The organism is Paenibacillus sp. 32352, from assembly GCF_002042965.1.
Lineage (GTDB): Bacteria > Bacillota > Bacilli > Paenibacillales > NBRC-103111 > Paenibacillus_S > Paenibacillus_S vulneris.
Genome location: NZ_MZNT01000012.1, coordinates 249,588 through 270,938 on the forward strand (window position 1 = coordinate 249,588; position 21,351 = coordinate 270,938).

13 protein-coding genes are annotated in these 21,351 nt (G+C 47.6%); all 13 read left to right on the top strand.

Annotated elements, in window-relative coordinates:
- Window positions 1-1,506 (top strand): response regulator transcription factor, encoded by a 1,506-nt coding sequence (locus tag B1728_RS36430; RefSeq protein ID WP_179136207.1) that lies wholly within the window; start codon window positions 1-3, stop codon window positions 1,504-1,506.
- A gap of 214 nt (window positions 1,507-1,720) precedes the next feature.
- Window positions 1,721-3,247, top strand: a complete 1,527-nt coding sequence (locus tag B1728_RS25935; protein WP_079913316.1) for an extracellular solute-binding protein — start codon at window positions 1,721-1,723, stop codon at window positions 3,245-3,247.
- Window positions 3,248-3,640: 393 nt separating this feature from the next.
- The gene (locus B1728_RS25940) at window positions 3,641-4,549 is read left to right on the top strand and encodes an ABC transporter permease (protein WP_256865516.1); all 909 of its coding nucleotides are present in this window, start codon (window positions 3,641-3,643) and stop codon (window positions 4,547-4,549) included.
- Window positions 4,543-5,403 (top strand): carbohydrate ABC transporter permease, encoded by an 861-nt coding sequence (locus tag B1728_RS25945; protein WP_079913318.1) that lies wholly within the window; start codon window positions 4,543-4,545, stop codon window positions 5,401-5,403. The genes B1728_RS25940 and B1728_RS25945 overlap by 7 nt, the downstream gene beginning before the upstream one ends.
- Window positions 5,404-5,420: 17 nt before the next feature.
- Complete coding sequence (locus B1728_RS25950; protein WP_079913369.1) at window positions 5,421-7,229, top strand: FAD-dependent oxidoreductase; 1,809 nt, start codon at window positions 5,421-5,423, stop codon at window positions 7,227-7,229.
- 14 nt (window positions 7,230-7,243) lie between these two features.
- Entirely contained in the window at window positions 7,244-9,319 is a 2,076-nt protein-coding gene (locus tag B1728_RS25955; RefSeq protein ID WP_079913319.1) for a beta-galactosidase, read from the top strand.
- 174 nt (window positions 9,320-9,493) lie between these two features.
- A complete protein-coding gene (locus B1728_RS35900; RefSeq protein WP_144028015.1) occupies window positions 9,494-9,715 on the top strand; it encodes a hypothetical protein in 222 nt (73 codons plus the stop codon).
- 361 nt (window positions 9,716-10,076) lie between these two features.
- Window positions 10,077-15,320: an S-layer homology domain-containing protein gene (locus B1728_RS25965; protein WP_079913321.1), complete on the top strand. Its 5,244-nt coding sequence runs from the start codon at window positions 10,077-10,079 to the stop codon at window positions 15,318-15,320.
- 486 nt (window positions 15,321-15,806) lie between these two features.
- Window positions 15,807-16,775 (top strand): ABC transporter permease, encoded by a 969-nt coding sequence (locus B1728_RS25970; RefSeq protein ID WP_079913322.1) that lies wholly within the window; start codon window positions 15,807-15,809, stop codon window positions 16,773-16,775.
- A gap of 13 nt (window positions 16,776-16,788) precedes the next feature.
- The gene (locus B1728_RS25975; RefSeq protein WP_079913323.1) at window positions 16,789-17,670 is read left to right on the top strand and encodes a carbohydrate ABC transporter permease; all 882 of its coding nucleotides are present in this window, start codon (window positions 16,789-16,791) and stop codon (window positions 17,668-17,670) included.
- Window positions 17,671-17,699: 29 nt separating this feature from the next.
- The gene (locus B1728_RS25980; protein ID WP_079913324.1) at window positions 17,700-19,211 is read left to right on the top strand and encodes an extracellular solute-binding protein; all 1,512 of its coding nucleotides are present in this window, start codon (window positions 17,700-17,702) and stop codon (window positions 19,209-19,211) included.
- A gap of 24 nt (window positions 19,212-19,235) precedes the next feature.
- The gene (locus B1728_RS25985) at window positions 19,236-20,042 is read left to right on the top strand and encodes a sugar phosphate isomerase/epimerase family protein (RefSeq protein WP_079913325.1); all 807 of its coding nucleotides are present in this window, start codon (window positions 19,236-19,238) and stop codon (window positions 20,040-20,042) included.
- Between the two features lie 18 nt (window positions 20,043-20,060).
- Entirely contained in the window at window positions 20,061-21,161 is a 1,101-nt protein-coding gene (locus B1728_RS25990) for a Gfo/Idh/MocA family protein (RefSeq protein ID WP_079913326.1), read from the top strand.
- Window positions 21,162-21,351: the final 190 nt, after the last annotated feature.

Here is a 21,351-nt window from a genome sequence, read left to right on the forward strand (position 1 = left end):
ATGTGGAAAGTGCTGTTGGTAGAAGATGAGACGCGAGTAAGGCGATTAATTAAAGAAATTATTGATTGGGAGAAGTTGGGGTTCGTTATTGCAGGAGAAGCCGCCAATGGGATCGAAGCGCTAGAGGTGATGCGGGAAGAGTCTCCACATTTCATTCTGTGCGATATTATGATGCCTCTCATGGATGGGATCGAGTTCCTTCGAAAGGCACGTCTGCAAGGCTTTGAGGGTCCATTCGTTATGTTGACCTGTATGAATGAATTCGAATTGGCCAGACAAGCGCTTGAGTATGGTGCGACCAGCTATATTTTGAAGCTTTCGCTGAATGTCGATACGATACGCGAGATGTTGGAGAAGGTCAGCCGAGAATTAAGCAAAGCCGCCATACCTGCTCGACAAGTATCGTATCGTGATTTCGAATTGTTATACCAATATACGTGGAGGCAGATCCAGGGTATAGATGAAGCGGATCCGGAACGGAGAGTCTTGCTGCAGCGCATCTCCGCAAGTGGCTTTACGCATGCAGATCTTTGTATAGTACTGCACGGGACCGACGGGATCAGTGAGGAGGATCTGACTCGATTCGGGTTAATTCAATCCATCGAAACATTGGTTATTCACAAATTCAGAATCCATGGCTGTACCACGTTTTTTTCCTGGGTTCCACGTTCCGAGCTAATTGTTGCGCAAGCTCCGGAAGAGGACGGGGCAATGACATATTCAGTCGTATGGGCCTCTTCCGTGCCTATTTCCGAATTGGAGTCTACATGGAGAAGTATGATCAGACTCATTGAGAGATCCTGGTATAAAAGCAGAAAAAGTAGGATAGCCTATTCAAAAACAGATTCAATCATCCAACAGCCAGGTATATCCTCTCAAACCCTATGGAACATGGAACGCGAAATATTGCAAGCGTTTGAGCGCCGAGATAAGATAAATTGTATTCGCCAGTTGAATGTCATGTTTGACGAAATGAAAAAGAACCATGCAAGCATGGCCATTGTTGTGGAAACGGCGGAACGATTGGACAATAGGTTTGCTGCTATTTCGGGTTATGGGAAAGTTCAAACCGATGATTGGTTGTCCGCAGCAAACCATGAAGAGCTTCGACATGTCTTGGAAGACAGAATCGATGATTGGATAACAAAATGGATAAAGACGACAACATTGCCATCGGCCCATCCCGAGATCAACAGGATTGTGGATTATATCCAAAGCCATTATGATACGGAAATCACGTTGAAATCGATGGCAGAGCATGTCACCTTGGATGAGCACTATTTAAGTGGCTTATTCAGTAAAAAAATGGGCTGCACATTGATCCATTACTTACATAAAGTGAGGATTGACCAGGCCCGGTTTTATTTGCTCCAATCTACATTAACTGTCGGGGAAATTGCAGAAAGAGTCGGATTTGCGAATGCCGCATATTTTGTGAAAATTTTTAAGCGCTGGACAGAACAGACGCCCAGTGAGTTCAGAAAGAGTCACATGTCCAATGAATAGATTTTCTCGCCCCTTTCCTGCTTGTGGAGAGGGGCCGATTTGTTTCTGAAGGCTTAATTTTGTATAAGAGGCCACTAAATCTGTTTCTTATCTGCTTCCAGGTACGATGGTATGATAAAGGTGTCTTACAGAATGGGAGAGGCGTCTACTGCAGGGATTCATCTTCCTTCTGCGATTCCAATCTATAGTACGACAGGAAAGAAGGGGGATATCGATGTTTAAATATAAAAAGATCGTGTTGTCCGCAACCTCCGTTGCACTTTGTTGCAGTCTGCTTGCAGCCTGTGGAGACGAAGCGAAGGATAACGGTTCATCTGCGGCTCCAGAATCATCGAAGATGGTCAAACTGGAAATTATAACAAGCGGAGCCGGCCTGCCCGCTCCGGAGAAGGACTTTGTTCGGGAGAATCTGAATAAGGCACTGAATGCCGATATCAACTTGACGGCTTATGCCTCTGACTATGGCAATCAGCTGAATGTCCGGATGGCTTCTGGTAATTACCCGGATTTGTTTTCCGTTGACAAAGCTTCGTTGAAGCAGCTATCGGAACAAGGACTTCTACTCGATCTGACTCCCTATTTCGAAAAAGAACTTAAGCCGGTCAAAACCTTCATAGGAGATTCCAGCCTGAAGAAAGGTATGGTTAACGGCAAAGTGTATGCGATAGCCCAAGCGCCGCAAGCTCCGAAAGCATCTTACTGGATCCGTAAGGATTGGCTGGACAAGCTTCAATTGAAGCCGCCCGAAACTCTCGATGATCTGCTAGCCGTGTCCAAAGCATTCACGGAGAAGGATCCAGACGGCAACGGAAAAAATGATACTTATGGTATCACAGGACTGATGGGACTCACAGGGGTCAACTTGTTGTCCGCTTTTTCCCCTGTATTCGGAGGATATGGTGTCCCCAATCCAGGTGAATTTTTCGTCAAGGATGGTAAGGTCGTCCAATCGTTATATGATCCGGGTATGAAGGATGCACTTGCCTTTATTGCAAAATTCACTGCCAGCGGTTCGGTTGATCCAGATTATGTATTGAATACCGGCACGCAGCCCAGGGATAAGGCCATCAAGGGTCAGGCGGGAATCATTTGGACGGAATGGACGAATTTGACCAACGAACAGTACGTCGAGCAAATCAAGAAAGTGAATCCGAACGCCGAATGGGTGCAGTTGCAAGCGCCGAAGGGTCCTGCAGGACAGTTCTCCGGGTCATTGGATATCGGTAAAGCAGCCGGATTGATGGCGATTCCGAAGGCACTGGAGAAGGACAAAACGAAGCTGCAAAGAGTGTTCGACCTATTGAATTATATCTCCGGGGGAGAAGGCTCGAAGCTTGTCCAGTTTGGCGTGGAAGGCAAACACTATAATTTGGCAAACGGCAAGGTTGTCCCGACTCCGCTTATGGCTTCGGAAGCCGGCTTTACCTACATGTACCAATTCACCGGCCGGCCGGACCTTGATTATTTGTCGATCAAATTCTCATCCCAATTTCCATTTATCGATTTCGCGAACAAACAACCCCGTATTCAGTCGCTTAACGGCTTCCTGAACTATCCGGACGGTTATAATGATGCAGATGCCAGCCGATACATTTCGGAAGAGATCACGAAGTTCGCCTATGGAAAGCGGCCATTGAGCCAATATGATGACTTCTTGAAAAACCTTGAAACGACGATGAACTACAAGACTTTTTTGAACTCGGCGACCAAGCAATTAAATGAGTTGGGTTACGGTAAATAGAGCAATCAGTCTGTGCAGCAACATGGAATGACTCTTGGAGGCGAAGAACCGTTTCATCTCTTCTTGGTTCTTCGCTTTTTAGTACTTTCAATAAGATAAATAAGAATGAGTAGCAAAGAATATCGAAATTATGACCATACGTGGATAACCAAACATACACAAAAACCCATACGTTCCGGAAAAATCGGTTGGATGGTGCCATACCCAAAATGTCCCGATAGCTTAGCTGCAATCTAGCGAACGATCCTATTGGAGAAGCCGCTGGAAGAATAGGAGATGGCCGATACCACTTGTTAGGTCACAGGGGAATCCAGTTGATATTGAAGGAGGGAACCGACGATGGATCAAGGAAGTTTGCCGGTAAAGAAAGAAATAGCAGTAAAAGGACTTCAGATGAAACGGCTTGGAAACGTGATATGGAGCAATCGGGCCTTTTACTTCATGCTGCTGCCGGGAGTGATTTATTACATTATTTTTAAGTATATCCCTATGTATGGAATTATTATCGCATTCAAAGATTTTAATTTCTCTGACGGTATTTTGTTTAGCGGGTGGGCAGACCCTTGGTACAAATATTTCAAGATGTTCTATGAATCGCCTTATTTCACACAGGTCATGTCCAACACGTTTATTATCAGTTTGTATAAGCTGATTTTCGGAATCGTGCCTCCGATCCTTTTTGCAGTCCTACTTAATGAATGCCGCGTTCGATGGTTCAATTCGTTCATACAAACATTAACCTATATGCCTCACTTTTTTTCATGGGTGATTATTTACGGGATTCTTCTTGCACTTCTGTCCGAAAATTCGGGCTTGGTAAACCAGTGGATTAAGGATTCGGGCAGTAGTCCGATCAATTTTCTCACCTCTACTGAGTTGTTCCGTGGGGTACTTGTTGGTTCGGAGATTTGGAAGGACTTAGGGTGGGGCGCCATTATTTATTTGGCGGCTATGACCGGCATCGATCCGACGCTGTACGAAGCCGCCAAGGTGGACGGGGCAGGAAGGTTTCGAATGATATGGCATATTACGTTGCCCGGGATTCGCTCGGTCATGGTCATGCTTCTGATTCTGAAGCTTGGTCACATTCTGGATGCGGGATTCGATCAAATTTACATTTTATACAATGTTCAGGTATATCCAGTTGCGGATATATTGGACACATGGGTATTCCGAACGGGATTGCAGCAATTGAATTTTAGTCTGGCGGCTGCTGTCGGATTGTTCAAATCTTTCGTAGGTATGATACTGATCGTGCTTTCTAACCGGCTTGCGAAGCACTGGGGGGAAAATATATGGTAAATCGCTGGGACGAAAAGTTATTTGACGGTGCGGTGATGGTTATATTGGGCTTGGCAGGCTTGGCTGCCGTCATTCCGGTCATGTACGTAGTTTCCGTATCGATTACACCCTTCTCCGAGGTGCTGAAAAACGGAGGATTCGTTTTCATTCCAAGGAAAATTGATCTAACTGCGTACAAAGAACTATTTACGACAACAGGAATTCCACGCTCGTTATGGGTCACGGCCGTATTGACGGTTATAGGAACCGCCGTCAATTTGGTTTTGACGCTTCTTATGGCATATCCGTTGAGCCGGAAGAAGATGCCTGGCCGAAGTTTCTTTCTTCTGATGGTTGTCTTTACGATGCTATTCAACGGAGGATTGATTCCTACTTATATCGTCGTGAAGAATTTAGGATTACTCAACTCCATATGGTCCATGATATTGCCCAATGCAATTTGGACGTTTAACATTCTCATCATGAAAAGCTTTTTTGAAAACCTGCCCGAGGAATTATTCGAATCCGCACGGATGGATGGTGCCAAGGAACTGAACATTTTAATGAAGATTGTCGTACCGTTGTCGGTTCCATCCTTAATGACCATCGGATTGTTTTATACCGTCGGCCATTGGAATGAGTTTTATCAAGCCATTATGTATATGACAGATAGAAATTGGTTCCCATTGCAAGTGGTTGTAAGGGAAATCCTGGTGCAGACACAGAAGCCATTGGAGAATGTCGAAAACTTGATGCCCACCGAAACGGTGCAGATGGCAGCTGTAATCACAGCATCCTTGCCGATCATTGTCCTGTACCCATTCCTGCAGAAACATTTTACTAAAGGCATGCTGTTAGGAGCGATCAAAGGTTGAAAAACGGAGGGGTTCAAATGCAAATGCATACAGAGGTACTAGTTGCAGGCGGCGGTATTTCTGGCGTGTTGGCTGCACTGGCGGCTGCCCGCAACGGTGCGAAGGTTGTGATATGTCAGGATCGGCCCGTATTGGGCGGTAATGCATCATCCGAGATTCGCATGCATATCGTTGGTGCGGCGAATTCCAAGCGGAGGCAGGCTTTGGAGACGGAAGCGAGGGAAGGCGGCATACTGGAAGAAATCCTGCTTGAATGTGCTGTCCGCAACCCACAGCGAAGCGCATCGATGTTTGATCTCATCTTATATGAAAAGTGCAGAGCGGAACCAAACCTAACATTGATGCTCAACACGTCGGTGACCGGCGTGCGGATGGAGGACAGCCGGATTCTGTCTGTACTGGCTGCTAGGGAAAGCACGGAGCATCGCTTCGAAATCTTTGCCAAGATCTTCATGGACTGTACAGGAGATGGGCGTCTCGGCAAAGAAGCGGGAGCATTGTTCATGACAGGCCGGGAATCCTCCAGGCAATATGGGGAGTCCCATGCAGGAGAATATGCCGATTCGTACCGCCTCGGTTCCTCGCTGCTGTTTACGACCCGGAATATGGGCAAATCGATGAAGTTTATCCCGCCTGTATGGGCGAAAAAGTTTACGGAAGAGGATTTAAAGTTCCGCAGCCACTCCTCATGGGAATACGGTTATTGGTGGGTAGAGTTCGGTGGTTTGCTGGATACGATTGCCGATAACGAAACGATCCGTGATGAACTGCTTGCCATCATGATGGGCATCTGGGATCATATCAAAAACAGTGGCAACCATCCGGAGTCAGAGAATTGGGCTTTGGACTGGTTCGGCTTCGTCCCCGGCAAGCGGGAGTCCCGCCGGTTTATCGGCAAGCATCTCCTTACACAATCGGATTTGGAAGAAGCCGTCCACTTTGAGGATGTGATAGCATATGGCGGGTGGCCGATGGATACGCATCCTCCGCAGGGAATTGAAGCAAAAGACCGGGAGCCAAGTAGCCAGCCGGTGACCAACTATGTGTATGGCATTCCGCTCAGGGCCTTGATCAGCGTCAATGTGGACAATCTGATGTTTGCCGGACGGAACATATCCGCTACGCATATCGCCTTTTCAAGTACCCGGGTTATGGCCACCTGCGGCGTAATGGGACAGGGTGCAGGTACGTTCGCCGCGATGGCAATTCGCAATGAGATTCCGTTGGATCTGGCATGGCAAGACCGGGAGCTGATCAGGAACACACAGCAGCAGTTGATCCGACAGGATGCTTATTTGCCTGGCATTCAAGCGGAGGTCAATCTGGCGAGCCAGGCTATCGTCCGGGCATCGTCTGAGCAGCCAGAGGGGTTGGCATCGAATGTCATCGACGGACATACCCGTTCCATACATGGAGCAAGAGGGGTCAGGCCGAATCTGTCCGTTCCCGGCACCCACCGTTGGATGGCGCTGCCGGAAGACCAGGAGCCTTGGATCGAGCTGGAGTGGAAATCACCGGTATCTATCCGCGAAATCACCGTTGTGCTTGATACGGGCATGCACCGGAGGCTAACGCTGACACACGAAGACTATCTGCATCAGCAGAACGTGTGGGGGCCTCAACCGGAAACCTTGAAAGAGTTTCGGGTATCGGCTTATTTAGCGGATTCCCGTGAAGATGGCTGTCAAGTGATGTACATTCGGGATAATTATCAACGGCAGATTACTTGCCAGGTCCAGTTGAAGCAGGTGCACAAGCTTCGTCTCGAGGTTCTGAGCACAAACGGTTTAGACCATGCGAGGATATTTGAAATTCGATGTCATTGAAGGTAGGGATATGAATGAGTCAACGCAAGCCGCTTTTTCCACAACTAAACTGGATGCTGCATGGGGCGGATTACAATCCCGAGCAATGGATTCATATGCCGGAAGTCTGGGATGAGGATGTGCGCCTGATGCATCTTGCCAAGTGCAATGTCATGACCATGGGCATGTTCTCATGGTCCAGCCTGGAGCCGAAAGAAGGGCAATTCGAGTTCGGATGGCTCGATAGAATCATCGATAAACTGAGCCGCAACGGCATCTCTTTCATCCTGGGCACGCCCAGCGGGGCGCGGCCGGCATGGCTGGCCCGGAAATACCCGGAGGTGCTGCGGGTCAGACCGGAACGGGTGCGCAATTTGTACGGAACCCGGCATAACCATTGTTATACGTCACCTGTATATCGCGAGAAGGTCAGGACCATCAATACGCTTTTGGCGGAACGTTACCGCAATCATCCCGGCTTGCTGCTGTGGCACATCTCCAACGAATACAATGGGGAGTGTCACTGCGATTTGTGCCAGGCAGCATTTCGTGGATGGCTACGGAAGAAATATGGCGATGATTTAGACCGTTTAAATTATGCGTGGTACACGACCTTTTGGAGCCATAACTATACCGACTGGGAGGAAATAGAGTCACCCTCCCCTATCGGGGAACATATGTTACACGGCTTGCAACTGGACTGGAAACGGTTTGTCACCGATCAGAGTATTGATTTTATGCTTCAGGAAATAGAGCCGTTGAAGCGGCTTACCCCTAATATTCCCGTCACAACTAATTTCCTGGGCGGGTGCGTCATCAATTACGAACGAATGGCGGAGCATGTGGACATAGTCTCGTGGGACAGCTACCCGTATTGGCATGGAAAGAGTCCCGACTGGCAGACGGCCTGCCATACGGCTTTCACCCACGACCGATACCGTTCGTTCAAGCCCGGGAAACCTTTTTTGCTGATGGAAAGCACTCCCAGCATGGCGAACTGGCAAGAGGTTGCCAAGCTGAAGCGGCCTGGCATGCATGCGTTGTCCTCTATTCAAGCGGTAGCCCACGGTTCCGATTCAGTGCAATATTTTCAGTGGCGCAAGAGCAGGGGGAGTTCAGAAAAGTTTCACGGCGCCGTTGTGGACCATAGCGGGCACGAGCATACCAGAGTGTTTCGCGATGTTGCAGAAATAGGCGATTTCCTTGAACGGCTGGAGCCAGTCACTGGCACGATTGTCCCGGCAGAAACCGCGCTCATTTACGATACCGAAAATAAATGGGCGGTAGAAGGAGCCGCAGGACCGCGAAAACCTAATCTTAGCTACGATCAGGAGGTGCTGCGCCATTACGAGCCATTCTGGAAGCAAGGGATACCGGTGGACATTGTATCCATGGATCGTCCGTTGGATCGATATAAGCTCGTAGTTGCTCCGATGCTGTATATGTTGAAGCAGGGTATGGCTGAGCGGCTCGAGGCCTTCGTCCGTTCAGGAGGCACGCTTGTCCTGACATATTGGAGCGGAATTGTCGACGAAAACGATCTCTGCTTCTTGGATGGGTTCCCGGGACCGCTCCGCAAGCTGGCCGGAGTATGGTCAGAAGAGATTGATGCGCTGTATCCTGAAGATTGCAATTCACTTGCTATGAAGGAGGGTGGGTTGGACTTTATGGGAACGTATTCGGTATCTCTGCTGTGCGATCTGATTCATGCCGAGACAGCGGAGGTTCTTGCGGAGTACCAGGAGGATTTCTATCAAGGGTATCCTGCACTGACCTTAAACCGATTTAGAGACGGAGAGGTCTACTATATGGCGGCGCGAACCGAACCTGCTTTTCTGGACAGCTTTTATCGTGCGATGGCCGCCCGTTGCAGGTTGAGTCGAGCACTTCAAGCGGACTGGTCGGAAGGCGTCAATGCTCAGGTGCGTACGGACGGCGTCCGGGATTACATCTTCCTTCATAATTTCACCGATCAAGAGCAGAACATTCTATTCAAGGAGTCTATCATCGATCTGGACGGTACTCCGGTCAAACAATATTTACGCCTTCCGGCATACGGATACCGTGTGTTCGTTAGAAAAGAAAGTGAATATAGCAGTGGTGTTAAATAAATTAGAGAGGTTATGTCGATCAAATTCTTTGTCAACCGACAGCCAGCTTTCGCTGACGATCCTATGAATCTACTGTATTTTCATATATTGTTACACATCAAATGTGGACACCCGTTCATTGAAACGGAAATGTCCACTTTTTTTGTGAAGCTAAAGGGGAGAGGAGGGGAGGAAATGGCTTCATTTTTTCACGTGTACTGTCCGGAGGGAGTGAACAGCAAATACCACCTGATCGTGTTAGATGATTCTAAGGAGGCGTATGCTGGGGAACGATGGCACTTCATTCTAAGAGACCTGAAAGGTTTCGGGCAGTTCCAAGGAGATAAAAAGAGTTTCAGGGATGAAGACTGCGTTCTCGAATTTGTCAAAGCAGAAAAGTTGGAAAAAAGTAATTAACTATCTTAATCATTAGGGATATGAAATAGAAGAAAGGAAGACAACTGCTCCATTTTTGCCCCGAAATTTCGGGCTGTTAATTCAAGGGTTTGAAGCTACTCGAACTGCTACGGTACGGACATGAAGTCTTCTACTCGATCACCCCGCAGTCGGACAGTCCGTTTGAAAGCGGATTTAGGTAAAAAACAAAAATCGTACAGAAAGACCTAAAGATTCTTAAGGCCTGGAATGAAGGGATCACAGTACAGTGTAAGCAACCATGGAGCGAAGCTTTAGCCAGAATGGAAGCGCTTTATTGTAGAACGATCATTTCCTGTGTCAAAAAGCTCAAATATAAATCCCTAAGGAGGAAATTGTTGGAATGAGGAGAATTGGTTTGTTTGCTGTGTCCCTAGCGGTACTGCTCGTAATGATGCTGACCAATATCGCCTATGCGGATGTATCATCCCATTATCTTAACCCGCTGATGAAAGGAGCCGACCCTACCATTGAACGGCAAGACGATGGATACTATTATTCGGCGGCAGGCGATGGCAATGTTGTATTGAAACGGCATGAAACCATTCTTGGCGTTTCCACCGCGAAGAGTAAAGAGGTATGGAAGTTACCTGAAAACCTGGAATTTATATGGGGTCCCGATGCGCACAGGATCGATGGCAAATGGTACATCTATTTCGCTTCCGGTCCGAAAAATAGTGATAAAGCGGGGCGCTTTGCTTATGGCCATCCCAGCTCCTATGTTCTGGAGAACAGCTCACCCGATCCATTTGAAGGGACCTGGGAACTGAAGGGAACCTATGATAATGGAGACGGACTTACACCCCAACAAGGATTGCTGAATACGCAAAGCTATGGACTGCCTACTGGCTTTGTCACCATCAATGGGCAGAGATACCTTACCTACACCAAATATTTCTATTTTATAGATCCAAAAACGGGAAAAGAGAGATTTGATGAATGTCCCACGATTGTCAAAATGAAAAACCCGTGGACATTGGAAGGCGAAGAGATTACGTTAGCCAGGCCGATCTACGACTGGGAGAAGTATGTTGATAATGTTAACGAAGGCGCAGCCGTGGTGGAGCGAAACGGTAAAGTTTATTTTGCCTATTCCGCCAGCAGCTACACGCATGATAACTATGCTGTCGGCCTGTCCTGGGCCGATCTGGCTCAAAATGTGGAGAATGAAGCGGCATGGAATAAATATCCCGAGCCGATCATGAAACGTTCGGATGAAAACAGTTCTTACTCGACAGGCTCGCCGTTATTCCTGAAATCCGAAGATGGTACAGAGGACTGGATTACATACCATGGCATACCGACCCATAGTCAAGGGGGTAAGAACAGAGAGGTTCGCGCCCAGCGGATCAATTGGGATGACAATGACTTCATCAATCTGGGCATCCCGTCCAACCCCGGCACCGTGCTTAGCCGCCCCTCCGGGGAGGAGAAGAGCGAAATCTATGAAGCGGAAGACGCGCAAGTATCAGGGGCTGCCAGAGCAACCATGAACAGCATCTATGCCTCATCCGGCCGATATGCCCGGTACAGCAATGGCGCTGCCAGCGACTATGTGGAGTTTACAGTCAACACCCGTACAGGGGGGATGTACTCGCTGGACTTCCGCTACAACAACAATACGGCAGAGCCGATCACCATGACGCTCAGTGTGAACCAGAAGGCACCGGCCGAGCTTGTATTCCCGTCTAATGCTGGACCGAAGAACAAACTGAACTTCGACTTAAAAACCGTTCACAACATCCGGCTGAATGAAGGCAGCAACATCGTGCGTCTATCCGGCAAAAGCGCTTTGGGGCTGGACGCGATCATTGCCAAGAAAAGCGTCTTGTACGAAGCGGAGGGTGCGGAGCTGTCAGGAGGCACGGGCATCGCTCAAAATCATGCGGGATATAGCGGTTCAGGCTTTGTCAGCGGGTTCACGGAGCCGAACGCAGCAATCAGCTTTACCGTAAACGCTCCTCAAGCGGGCAGCTATTCAGTCAAGCTGGCTTATAGCGCGGGAGGTGAGGACGACCGAACCTTGACCATGTATGTGAACGGCGCAAAGATCAAACAAACGAGTTTCTTTGGTCTGAAGGAATGGGATAAGTGGGCTGACCGATATGACAACGTATTCCTGAAAGAAGGAAGCAATGTCATCACCTATAAATATGAAAGCGGCGATACGGCGAATGTCAACCTCGATTATATCACCGTTACCGAAGCGGCGACCTGGACGTATGAGGCGGAATCCGCCAAAATAACAGGCGGGGCGGATGCCCGAATCATCCAGGCTCAGGACGGCAATACGGGAATCGGTTATGTGAGCGGTATGTCCCAGGTGAACTCGTCCGTGGAATTTTCTGTGGATGCCGAGTATGCGGCCAGCTATGATCTCAAGCTGCGATACGCCACCGAGCAGAGCGGCAAAACATTGTCGCTGGAGGTGAACGGCGCGCCTGCGCAGGACATCGTCCTTCCCCACTCCGGAGGCGCCGGGATGTGGAAGGAACACACTGTAACCGTTCCCCTGAACAAGGGGAAAAACAGCATCGCCTATAGGAGCGCAGCCGGAGATTCAGGCGTCATCCGGATCGATCATATTCATCTGAATAAGCGCACTCCCTGGAAATATCAGGCGGAAGCGGCAACCCTCTCAGGCACGCCGGGGATCGGCAGAGATCGTCTGTGGTTTGAAGGCAACGGTTATGTCGGCTTATTCCAGAAACAAGGGGATGCTGTCCGATTTGAAGTGAATGTCCCCTACACGGGGGCCTATACGTCAACCCTGCGCTATTCGGGCGTACAGTCGTCGAATCGAACCATGACCCTGTATGTGAACGGCAACCGGGTCAAGCAAGTTTCCATGCCGCCGACAGCGAATTGGGATACTTGGATGGATGCGACCGAGACGGTCAATCTGCAGGCCGGGAAAAACAGCATTGAATTCCGCCGTGAGGAAGGGGATACCGGCCAGCTGAATATAGACAGCCTGATCCTGGATAAATTCAGCGGTGGATTTATGAGCACGAAGGCGAAGGAGCTTGCCCCCGAGAAGATGGTGAAAATCCAGCCGAAGCACAGCGGCAAGGCGCTTAGCGTGGCAGGGGAGAAGTACAATCAGGGAGCAGCCCTCATCCAATTTTCCAATGGCGAAACCAACAGTCAATTGATGCGATTCGTGGATTTGGGAACGGGCTATTACCGGATTCTGATTATGCGCGGTGAACGCTTTCTCGATATCAAGCCTGATTCGGATATCCAGGAGCTGATTCTAAATCAGACCATGGGGGAGGCCCCCATTCCTTCCGATACCGAGCAGTGGCGTCTGGAGAAGGAGGGCGATTATTACAAAATAATTAACAAAAGCAACGGAAAGGTAATTACGGTCAATGAAGCGTCCAAAGGAAACAACGCTGTTATAAGGTTGGCCGATGACGAGGGGAAAGACCATCAGCGGTTTAAGATTGAGCTGCGCAACCTGTATGATAATACCTTCCACGAGGTGTCGGACATTACTGCTGTTCCGGAGGCGATGCAGGCAGGCCAGGAGCTGACTCTCTTTGGAACAGTCTCGCCGGATTGGGCCACGCGCAAAAGCATTGTCTGGAGCATCAAGGATGCCGGGCAAACGAGAGCTGCCCTGGCCGGGAACGTGCTGTCCGCAACCCGAGCGGGAACCGTCATTGTCACCGCTACGATTGAAGAAGGAAGCGAGATCGGTGTGAACTACTCCAAGGACTTCACCATTACCGTCTTCAAGAAAGACGCGGATGTTAGTCCCGAAAAGGCCACCTATGATCTCAATGTTCCCGGAGATGTAAGCACCAGCATCATATGGAATGAAGCCCAGTCTGTGACCGGGGTGGTATACGCAGCAACTGTAGCAGGTGCCGTACACAATGGCACATTGGGAAAGGATGATTATACGATCGGCGGGGATATGTTGACCATAAAGCGCGAGACTATGGCCTCACTGGGGTTGAAGCGCGGTGATAAGGCGGACTTCTCTATTCTGTTTAATCAGGGGAATCCCGCTGTACTTAGTGTCAATGTGGTGGACAGCTTTGCTTTGACCAGCCATCGTATTACAGTGACAGCCGAGGGACACGGCATTGCCAGCGCCAATGTACCGTCGGCGGTCAAGGATACGGCGATTACTTTAACCGCCACGCCAGATCCAGGCCAGCTCTTCAAGGGCTGGAAGGTGATCAGTCCTAGCAGCTTGAATGTGACGGACAATACCTTCATCATGCCGGACGAGGCGGTAGCGATCATGGCGATATTCGGAGCGCCGTCCTACAGAGTGACCTATAACGGCAACGGCGCGGCAAGCGGTCACGTGCCGGTAGATGACAGCGACTATGATCAGGGCGTCACGGTATCTGTCTATGGCAATACCGGCAATCTGAAGAAGCCGGGCTATCTCTTTGCCGGCTGGAATGTGCGGGCGGATGGCAGCGGAACCGGCTACAAGGAAGGCGAGGTAATCACAATGGGCGGGGCCAATGTGACCCTGTATGCGCAATGGACGGCTCAACATCCGGGCGGTTCTACTGGAGGAGGTTCGTATGATGGGGACTCATCCGATGACAGTTCGCCATCAACAGCAACGGGCAAAGGAATGATTCCGGCGAACAGCAGCCAATTTGCGGTTCCGGCAGACAAGAAGGGCGAATACGGCATAGGGGACGAGATCAAGATCGAGATCCCTGCCGGCGCTTACCGAAAAGAATTCCAGCTTAGCATCAGCAAGATAACGGACACGCAAAAGCTGCTTGCAGGCAAAGCTGCGCCGGCCGGTCCGGTGTTCGAGATCTGGAAGGATTTCCCCGGGGATTTCGACAAGGAAATCACGCTGACCCTTGCTTTCGATCCAGCCCAAATAAAGAAGGGTCAACAACCGGCCGTGTTCTACTATGACGAAGCGCAAAAAAACTGGAGGGAATTAGGCGGACAAATCAATGGAGCCGCTTCTATTACGGTGAAGGTGAACAACGCTGCCAAGTTTGCGGTATTCGGCGTCGATCAGACGGCCAGCCTGCCCGCTCCTAAACCGACGGTCAACTTGAGCGACCTGGCGGCGCATTGGGCGGAGGCCGATGTCAAACAAGCGATTGACCTGGGAATCGTCAGCGGTTATCCGGACGGTACGTTCAAGCCGGATCGAACCGTAACGCGCGCCGAGTTTGCCGCCATGCTTGTCAATGCGCTTAAGCCGCAAGAGAACCGCCTCTACAGTACGCCATTAACGTTCAACGATAAGGAGAAGATCGGCGCATGGGCGCTGAATGCCGTGGCGCAAGCGGTGCAAGAAGGGATCATTTCCGGTTACGAGGATGGTTCATTCCGACCGGATGCCGAGATTACCCGTAGTGAGATGGTCAAGATGATCGCAGGCGCCCTGGGCCAGTCAGACGAAAAGGCTGATACCACAGGGTTTGCGGATGACACGGCTATTCCTGACTGGGCGAGGGGTGCCGTGGCGACCTTGAGCAAGCGGGGCATTATTGAAGGCAAAGTAGGGAACCAATTCGCCCCCGGCGATCAAGCTACAAGAGCAGAGGCGATTAGAGTATTGCTGAACATGCTGCGTAACAGATAAGAGAAGCGTGAATGCCTTCTTCGGTGCCGCAGGCCCATAGGCTTGCGGCGGATTTTGCGTTCCTATCAGAGCAATCATTTTGGTAGAACAACCATTTTGTAAAACGGTTACAAAAAGTTTATAGTGATTTTATTTTAAGGGAAGCGAAAACTCGAAACTTCTGAACAGCCCTAGCTTGATCTCAATTGGGGCTGTTTGCTGTGTAATAACACTAATTGCCATTACACCGCTATCCTTCCAAAAAATGATGAATGTACAGGTATAGCTTGTTGAGAAAGCGGCGGGCTCCCTAAACAAACTAATAAACGAATGTGCCGAAAGTTAACATAAGGACTTGATAATTAAGTGGAGAACCATAAATAGAACTGCTGGATGAGAATAAGAACTATACAGCATATGGAAGTTAACGTACGATGTGCGTAGTTCTTCATTGTGGCGCTGCAGCAAATGCTTTTGATTCTATCTATTAAAGAGAGGTGAAGAGGTTTGCAACAAACTACTTTAGGAGATAAGCAATTAACACAAATCCATTCTGTTAAAAAAGGGAAGATAAATACTATCCTGACCCGTCTTAGCCGAGACAAATATTTATATCTTCTCGCCGCACCTGGAATCTTGTATTTTTTGATTTTTAAGTATATTCCCATTGGCGGAGTAGTCATTGCATTTCAGGAGTACTCGCCGTTTAAAGGAATTCTGCATAGTAAGTGGGTGGGCTTCGAAAACTTCGAAAGGTTTTTCAGTAGCAGCGAATTCTTGAAATTATTAAGAAATACAATGGTCATTAGTGTTTTAAACCTAGTTTTTTTCTTCCCTGCGCCCATCATTCTTTCTTTGCTTCTCAATGAAGCAAGAAACAGCAAGTTCAAAAGAACGATCCAAAGCATCGTATATTTGCCACATTTCTTTTCCTGGGTGATCGTTGCGGGGATCACGTTCCTGTTGTTTTCCCAATCCGGAGGCATTGTAAATGGCGTCATTCACATGATGGGTTACTCTAAGATAGACTTCTTAACGAATGAAAATTACTTTTGGGTGATGCTGACCCTGCAGTCCATATGGAAGGAAGCAGGATGGGGCACCGTCATTTTTTTGGCAGCCATAGCCGGGGTCGATCCTGCGCTTTATGAAGCAGCTAAGATGGATGGGGCTAACCGACTCCAGCAGGTGAAGCATATCACGATGCCTGCCATACAAAATGTAGTTATTACATTATTAATTCTAAGAATGGGCCATGTTCTGGATGTAGGCTTTGAGCAGGTTTATCTCATGATGAACAGTGCAGTGACTGATGTTGCCGATGTATTCGAAACCTACGTGTACAGGATGGGCATACAAAATGGGCAGTTTAGCTTCACTACGGCGGTTGGACTGTTTAAGTCTGTTGTAGGACTTATATTGGTAATTGCTGCTAACAAATTGGCTAGGACATACGGCAAGGAAGGCCTATATTGAGGGGGTGGAGACATTGAACAATAAATGGAGCAGTAGATTAGCAGATGCAGCCGTTGTGTCCATACTGATCATATCTGGAGTAGTCACGATCCTGCCATTCCTTTACATTCTGGTTATATCCTTTACCGACCCCTCTGAATACATCCGGACTGCCGGTCTCATCCTGATCCCGGAGAAATGGTCGCTAATTAATTATCAATATCTGTTGTCTACCAATACGTTTATTAGAGCGATGGGAAATAGCGCCTTCTTGGCTACAGTCGGCACTGTATTGAGTCTTGCTGTAACCTCGAGCTTTGCTTATGCCTTATCGAGGAAAAGATTGATGGGAAGAAAAGTCATGTTAATGCTGATTGTGATCGCAATGCTTTTTAACCCGGGTATCATCCCGCCGTATCTGCTTGTGAAGAACTTAGGGCTGATCAACAGCATGTGGGCATTAATCCTGCCGGTACTGACAACAGCGTATTATACATTTCTTATGAAAAGCTTCTATGATAGCATTCCACCCGGCTTGGAAGAAGCGGCCCATATCGATGGATGCAACGATTTAGGAATTTGGATGAGAGTGATCCTGCCGATCTCTTTGCCCTCTCTGGCGGCCTTCGGTCTATTTTATGCGGTTGCTTATTGGAACGTATTTTTTTCCGCGATTCTTTATTTGAACGATTTCAAGAAGTGGCCTTTACAAGTATTGCTGCAGCATATGCTTATCGATTCATCAACCAGCGTAGGTGGGGAATTAGCGCAACAAATTTCCTCCGAGCAAACCTTGCCTCAGGAAACTCTTAAAATGGCCGCAGTTATTGTGGCAACAGTACCTATTATTATGGTGTATCCTTTCCTGCAGAAGCATTTCGCCAAAGGCGTCATGGTAGGTTCTGTGAAGGAATGAATATAAAATTTACAAATGGAGGTAATAGTATGAGCAAGAAAAATGCAGGAATTAAACTGTGTTCCCTGCAAGTCTCTTTAGCTTTATTGTTAGCTGCATGCGGAGGAGGTGGGGGAGAAGAAGCAAATTCAGTGGAACAAGAGGGGGGAAAACAGGGAAAACCAACTCAAATCAGCATATTGTCGTCCTTTTATTCGCAAGAACCACCCTCAGAAGACAACCCTATAATAAAAGAAATCGAAAAACGGACGAATACCAAGCTGAACATTGCCTGGACATCATCCAACAACTATACGGATAAATTAAATGTGACGTTGGCCTCCGGTGAGCTGCCGGATTTAATCTTGACAACCGACCCGCTCAATTCATCGGTTATTAAGGGGATGGCTGCTCAAGGAACCTTTTGGGACCTGACCAATTTGTATAAAAATTATCCGAATTTAGCAAAGTTTCCTGAAGAAACCTGGAAAAATTTAGCCTACGCAGATGGACATAACTATGGTATACCCCGGGTAAGACCGGTCTATGGCCAGAACGGGGTAAGCATCCGCAGAGATTGGCTTGATAAACTGGGCTTAAAAATGCCGACCAACATGGATGAACTCTACGAAGCGATGAAGGCATTTACCAATAACGACCCCGACGGAAACGGGAAAAATGATACGTATGGAGTCATTTTAAATATAAGAACTTTCGAGAACGTTTTTAATAAAACTATAGGCGACTGGAAAGCGCAGGATGGAAAGCTGGTTCCTACTGTTTACTTATCAACAGAAAAAGACGCGCTTATGTACGCCAATAAATTGTACAAAGAAAAGCTGATTCCCGAAGATTTCCTGATGCTTAAACCGAGTCAAATCCTGGATATGTTAAAGGCAGGGAAGGCTGGTGTCGCCACACAAGCCATAGATCAGGTTTGGAATATAACAGCCGAGCTTAGAAAGCAAAAGCCTGACGCTTATATGGAGCCGATTGTTTCATTAAACGGAGTGAGCGAGACAGAAATCGGCTCTTTTGGAATGTTTCTGATTCCCAAGACCGTTCCTGAAGCGAAGTTGAAGAAAATTATGGAATTCATGGATTACGGGGCTTCCGCTGAAGGATCGGATCTTGCGAATTTCGGTTTTAAAGACGTTCATTTCGTTGAAAAAGACGGCTTTAAAATCCCTACGGAACAGGCTGTAAAGGACAATGTATCCCAACAAGCGTTTGGTCAAATTTTTCTTAGCTACAACAAATATCTAAAAGCGTATGTTCCGGGAATTCCAAAGGAGTACTATGACCGTCATGTAAAAATAATGGATGAGCGGGCAAAAAATGCGGTTAATGATCCGTCGGTCGGTGTGGATTCCGAGGCCTGGATTAAGTTCTGGCCGGAATACAACAAAAAAATTACCGATATGAAGCTGCACGTGATTATGGGCAAGGAACCGATAGAAAAATGGGATGCGTTCGTCAACCAGTTAAAAACGGAACCGAATTTCACTAAAATTGTTCAGGAAATGTCAGAGTCATACGTTAAAAGAAATTCAACCAAATAATAATGCTGGAGAGGCGGTATTGAAATGAAAATAGCGTATACAACTTTGTCTTGCCCGAATTGGAGCTGGGAACAAATTTTGAACGAAACCACACGTTTAAAGTACGACGGGATTGAGATCAGAGGCATGGAAGGGGAAATGTTCCTGCCCAAGGCAAGGCCCTTTCTCCCTGAGAATCTGGAAAAAACCCTGGAGGAACTTCATTCAAAGCAGATACAAATAATCGGTTTGAATACATCCTGCCAATTCCATGACCTTGACAAATTCGATGATTTTATTGCCGAAGGGAAAGCACATATAGATCTAGCACAAAAGCTAGGCGTACCCTATATAAGAGTTTTTGGGAATAAGGTGCCGGATCCTTTCCAAAAGGAGCAAATTATTGAGAGGATTTCAAGGGGCATAAAGGAGCTTTGTGACTATGGTTCGGAAAGAAATGTCCGCATCCTTTTGGAAACTCACGGGGACTTCTCCGATCTGGATCATATGCTGCCTGTACTGGAGAAGGTGGCCAGTGCCAATTTGGGCGTACTGTGGGATATGGAGCATACTTACAAAAGATACGGCAATACCATTGAACCGTTTATCGAGAAGATCTTTCCCTATATCGAGCATGTCCATGTTAAAGATACGAAAAAGGTCAATGGCAAATTCCAGCTGTGTTTCATTGGCGATGGTGAAGTTCCCATTAAGAATAATATTGAACTGTTAAAGAAATATGGTTACACAGGCTACTTATCGTTGGAGTGGGAAAAGAAGTGGCATCCTGAGCTTGAAGAACCGGAAGTTGTGCTGCCGGCATTTATTCAATACATCCGCGCATTCGTTTAATCCGAGGAGGAGTTAGAGATGACTATTCATAAAAATGTAAAAATAGCCGTAGTTGGAGTAGGGGCAATGGGATCGGGCCATATCAAAAATCTACGGCAGCTCCAGACTGCCGGAAAGGTCGAAATTGTCGGTGTTTGTGATGTAATTAAGGACAGAGCTGATAAATTTGCAGAGGAGCTGCAAATTCCGGCTTATGATAGCCACACAGAACTTCTCAACAAACCGGGTCTTGAAGCTATTACGGTGGCGACACCCCATTATGATCATCCTTCAGTTGCTATCGATGCATTTAACAGAGGTATTCACGTGCTTTGCGAGAAGCCTATCGCTGTCCATTTAAACGATGCGGAGAAAATGATAGCTGCTTATGAAAGGGCTAAAGAGGCATACCCTGAGCTTGTCTTCGCCATAATGTTTCAGGAAAGAACGTATCCGTTTCATAAGAAGTTAAAGGAAATTGTCCAAAGCGGGAAGCTCGGCAAGCTGATTCGTGTTACTTGGATCAACACGCAGTGGTTTCGCCCGCAGTTTTATTACGATAGCGGCGACTGGCGGGCGACTTGGGCCGGAGAAGGCGGGGGAATTCTGACCAACCAATGTCCGCATAATATGGATCTTTATCAATGGTTATTCGGAATGCCTGCGAAGATCAGCGGTTTTGTTAACATTGGTAAATATCACAATATTGAAGTTGAAGACGAAGTGACGGCCTACTTTGAACATGAGAATGGAATGATTGGACATTTTATTGCAACCACGGCCGAGACGCCTGGAACAAACCGTTTTGAAATTGTAGGAGAACACGGCAAGCTGGTTTATGAGAATGAAAAGATTGTCATGTATCAAAATCAGATTTCGGTATTTGATTTCATTCTGGAATCGAAAAGTAAATTCGGTAATGTTGAAAGCTGGTATACGGAAATTCCTGTTGATATTACTCAGCCTAAAGGCCATCTTGTTGTTATCGAAAAGTTTATTAACGCTATTCAAAATGGAGACGGCGAGTTAGTAGCTCACGGTACAGAAGGGATCAATGGGTTGACTTTAGCCAACGCCATTATGCAATCTTCATTCACTGAAAGCAAGATTGTATTGCCCCTGGACGTCAAAGTATGTTAAACCGCCAATCACGCGGCTGTAGAGGAAGTTATGATATATTCGTTTTCAAAGAGTTAAATAGGATTGAGGACTGACAATTTATAGCGCTCAAAACCCTGCGGATCACAAGTCCTAAAGATCTGCAGGGTTTTTGTTAATCCCGGTCCAATACAAACTTGACGATAAGCTAATGGAGGAATACCTTTAGATA

Bases quoted from the DNA above. Each gene is read 5' to 3' on its own strand.
- B1728_RS25950 (WP_079913369.1), top strand. From the start codon at position 5,421: ATGCAAATGCATACAGAGGTACTAGTTGCAGGCGGCGGTATTTCTGGC.
- B1728_RS25955 (WP_079913319.1), top strand. From the start codon at position 7,244: ATGAGTCAACGCAAGCCGCTTTTTCCACAACTAAACTGGATGCTGCAT.
- B1728_RS25980 (WP_079913324.1), top strand. From the start codon at position 17,700: ATGAGCAAGAAAAATGCAGGAATTAAACTGTGTTCCCTGCAAGTCTCT.
- B1728_RS25985 (WP_079913325.1), top strand. From the start codon at position 19,236: ATGAAAATAGCGTATACAACTTTGTCTTGCCCGAATTGGAGCTGGGAA.
- B1728_RS25990 (WP_079913326.1), top strand. From the start codon at position 20,061: ATGACTATTCATAAAAATGTAAAAATAGCCGTAGTTGGAGTAGGGGCA.
- B1728_RS35900 (WP_144028015.1), top strand. From the start codon at position 9,494: ATGGCTTCATTTTTTCACGTGTACTGTCCGGAGGGAGTGAACAGCAAA.
- B1728_RS25945 (WP_079913318.1), top strand. From the start codon at position 4,543: ATGGTAAATCGCTGGGACGAAAAGTTATTTGACGGTGCGGTGATGGTT.
- B1728_RS36430 (WP_179136207.1), top strand. From the start codon at position 1: ATGTGGAAAGTGCTGTTGGTAGAAGATGAGACGCGAGTAAGGCGATTA.
- B1728_RS25935 (WP_079913316.1), top strand. From the start codon at position 1,721: ATGTTTAAATATAAAAAGATCGTGTTGTCCGCAACCTCCGTTGCACTT.
- B1728_RS25940 (WP_256865516.1), top strand. From the start codon at position 3,641: ATGAAACGGCTTGGAAACGTGATATGGAGCAATCGGGCCTTTTACTTC.
- B1728_RS25965 (WP_079913321.1), top strand. From the start codon at position 10,077: ATGAGGAGAATTGGTTTGTTTGCTGTGTCCCTAGCGGTACTGCTCGTA.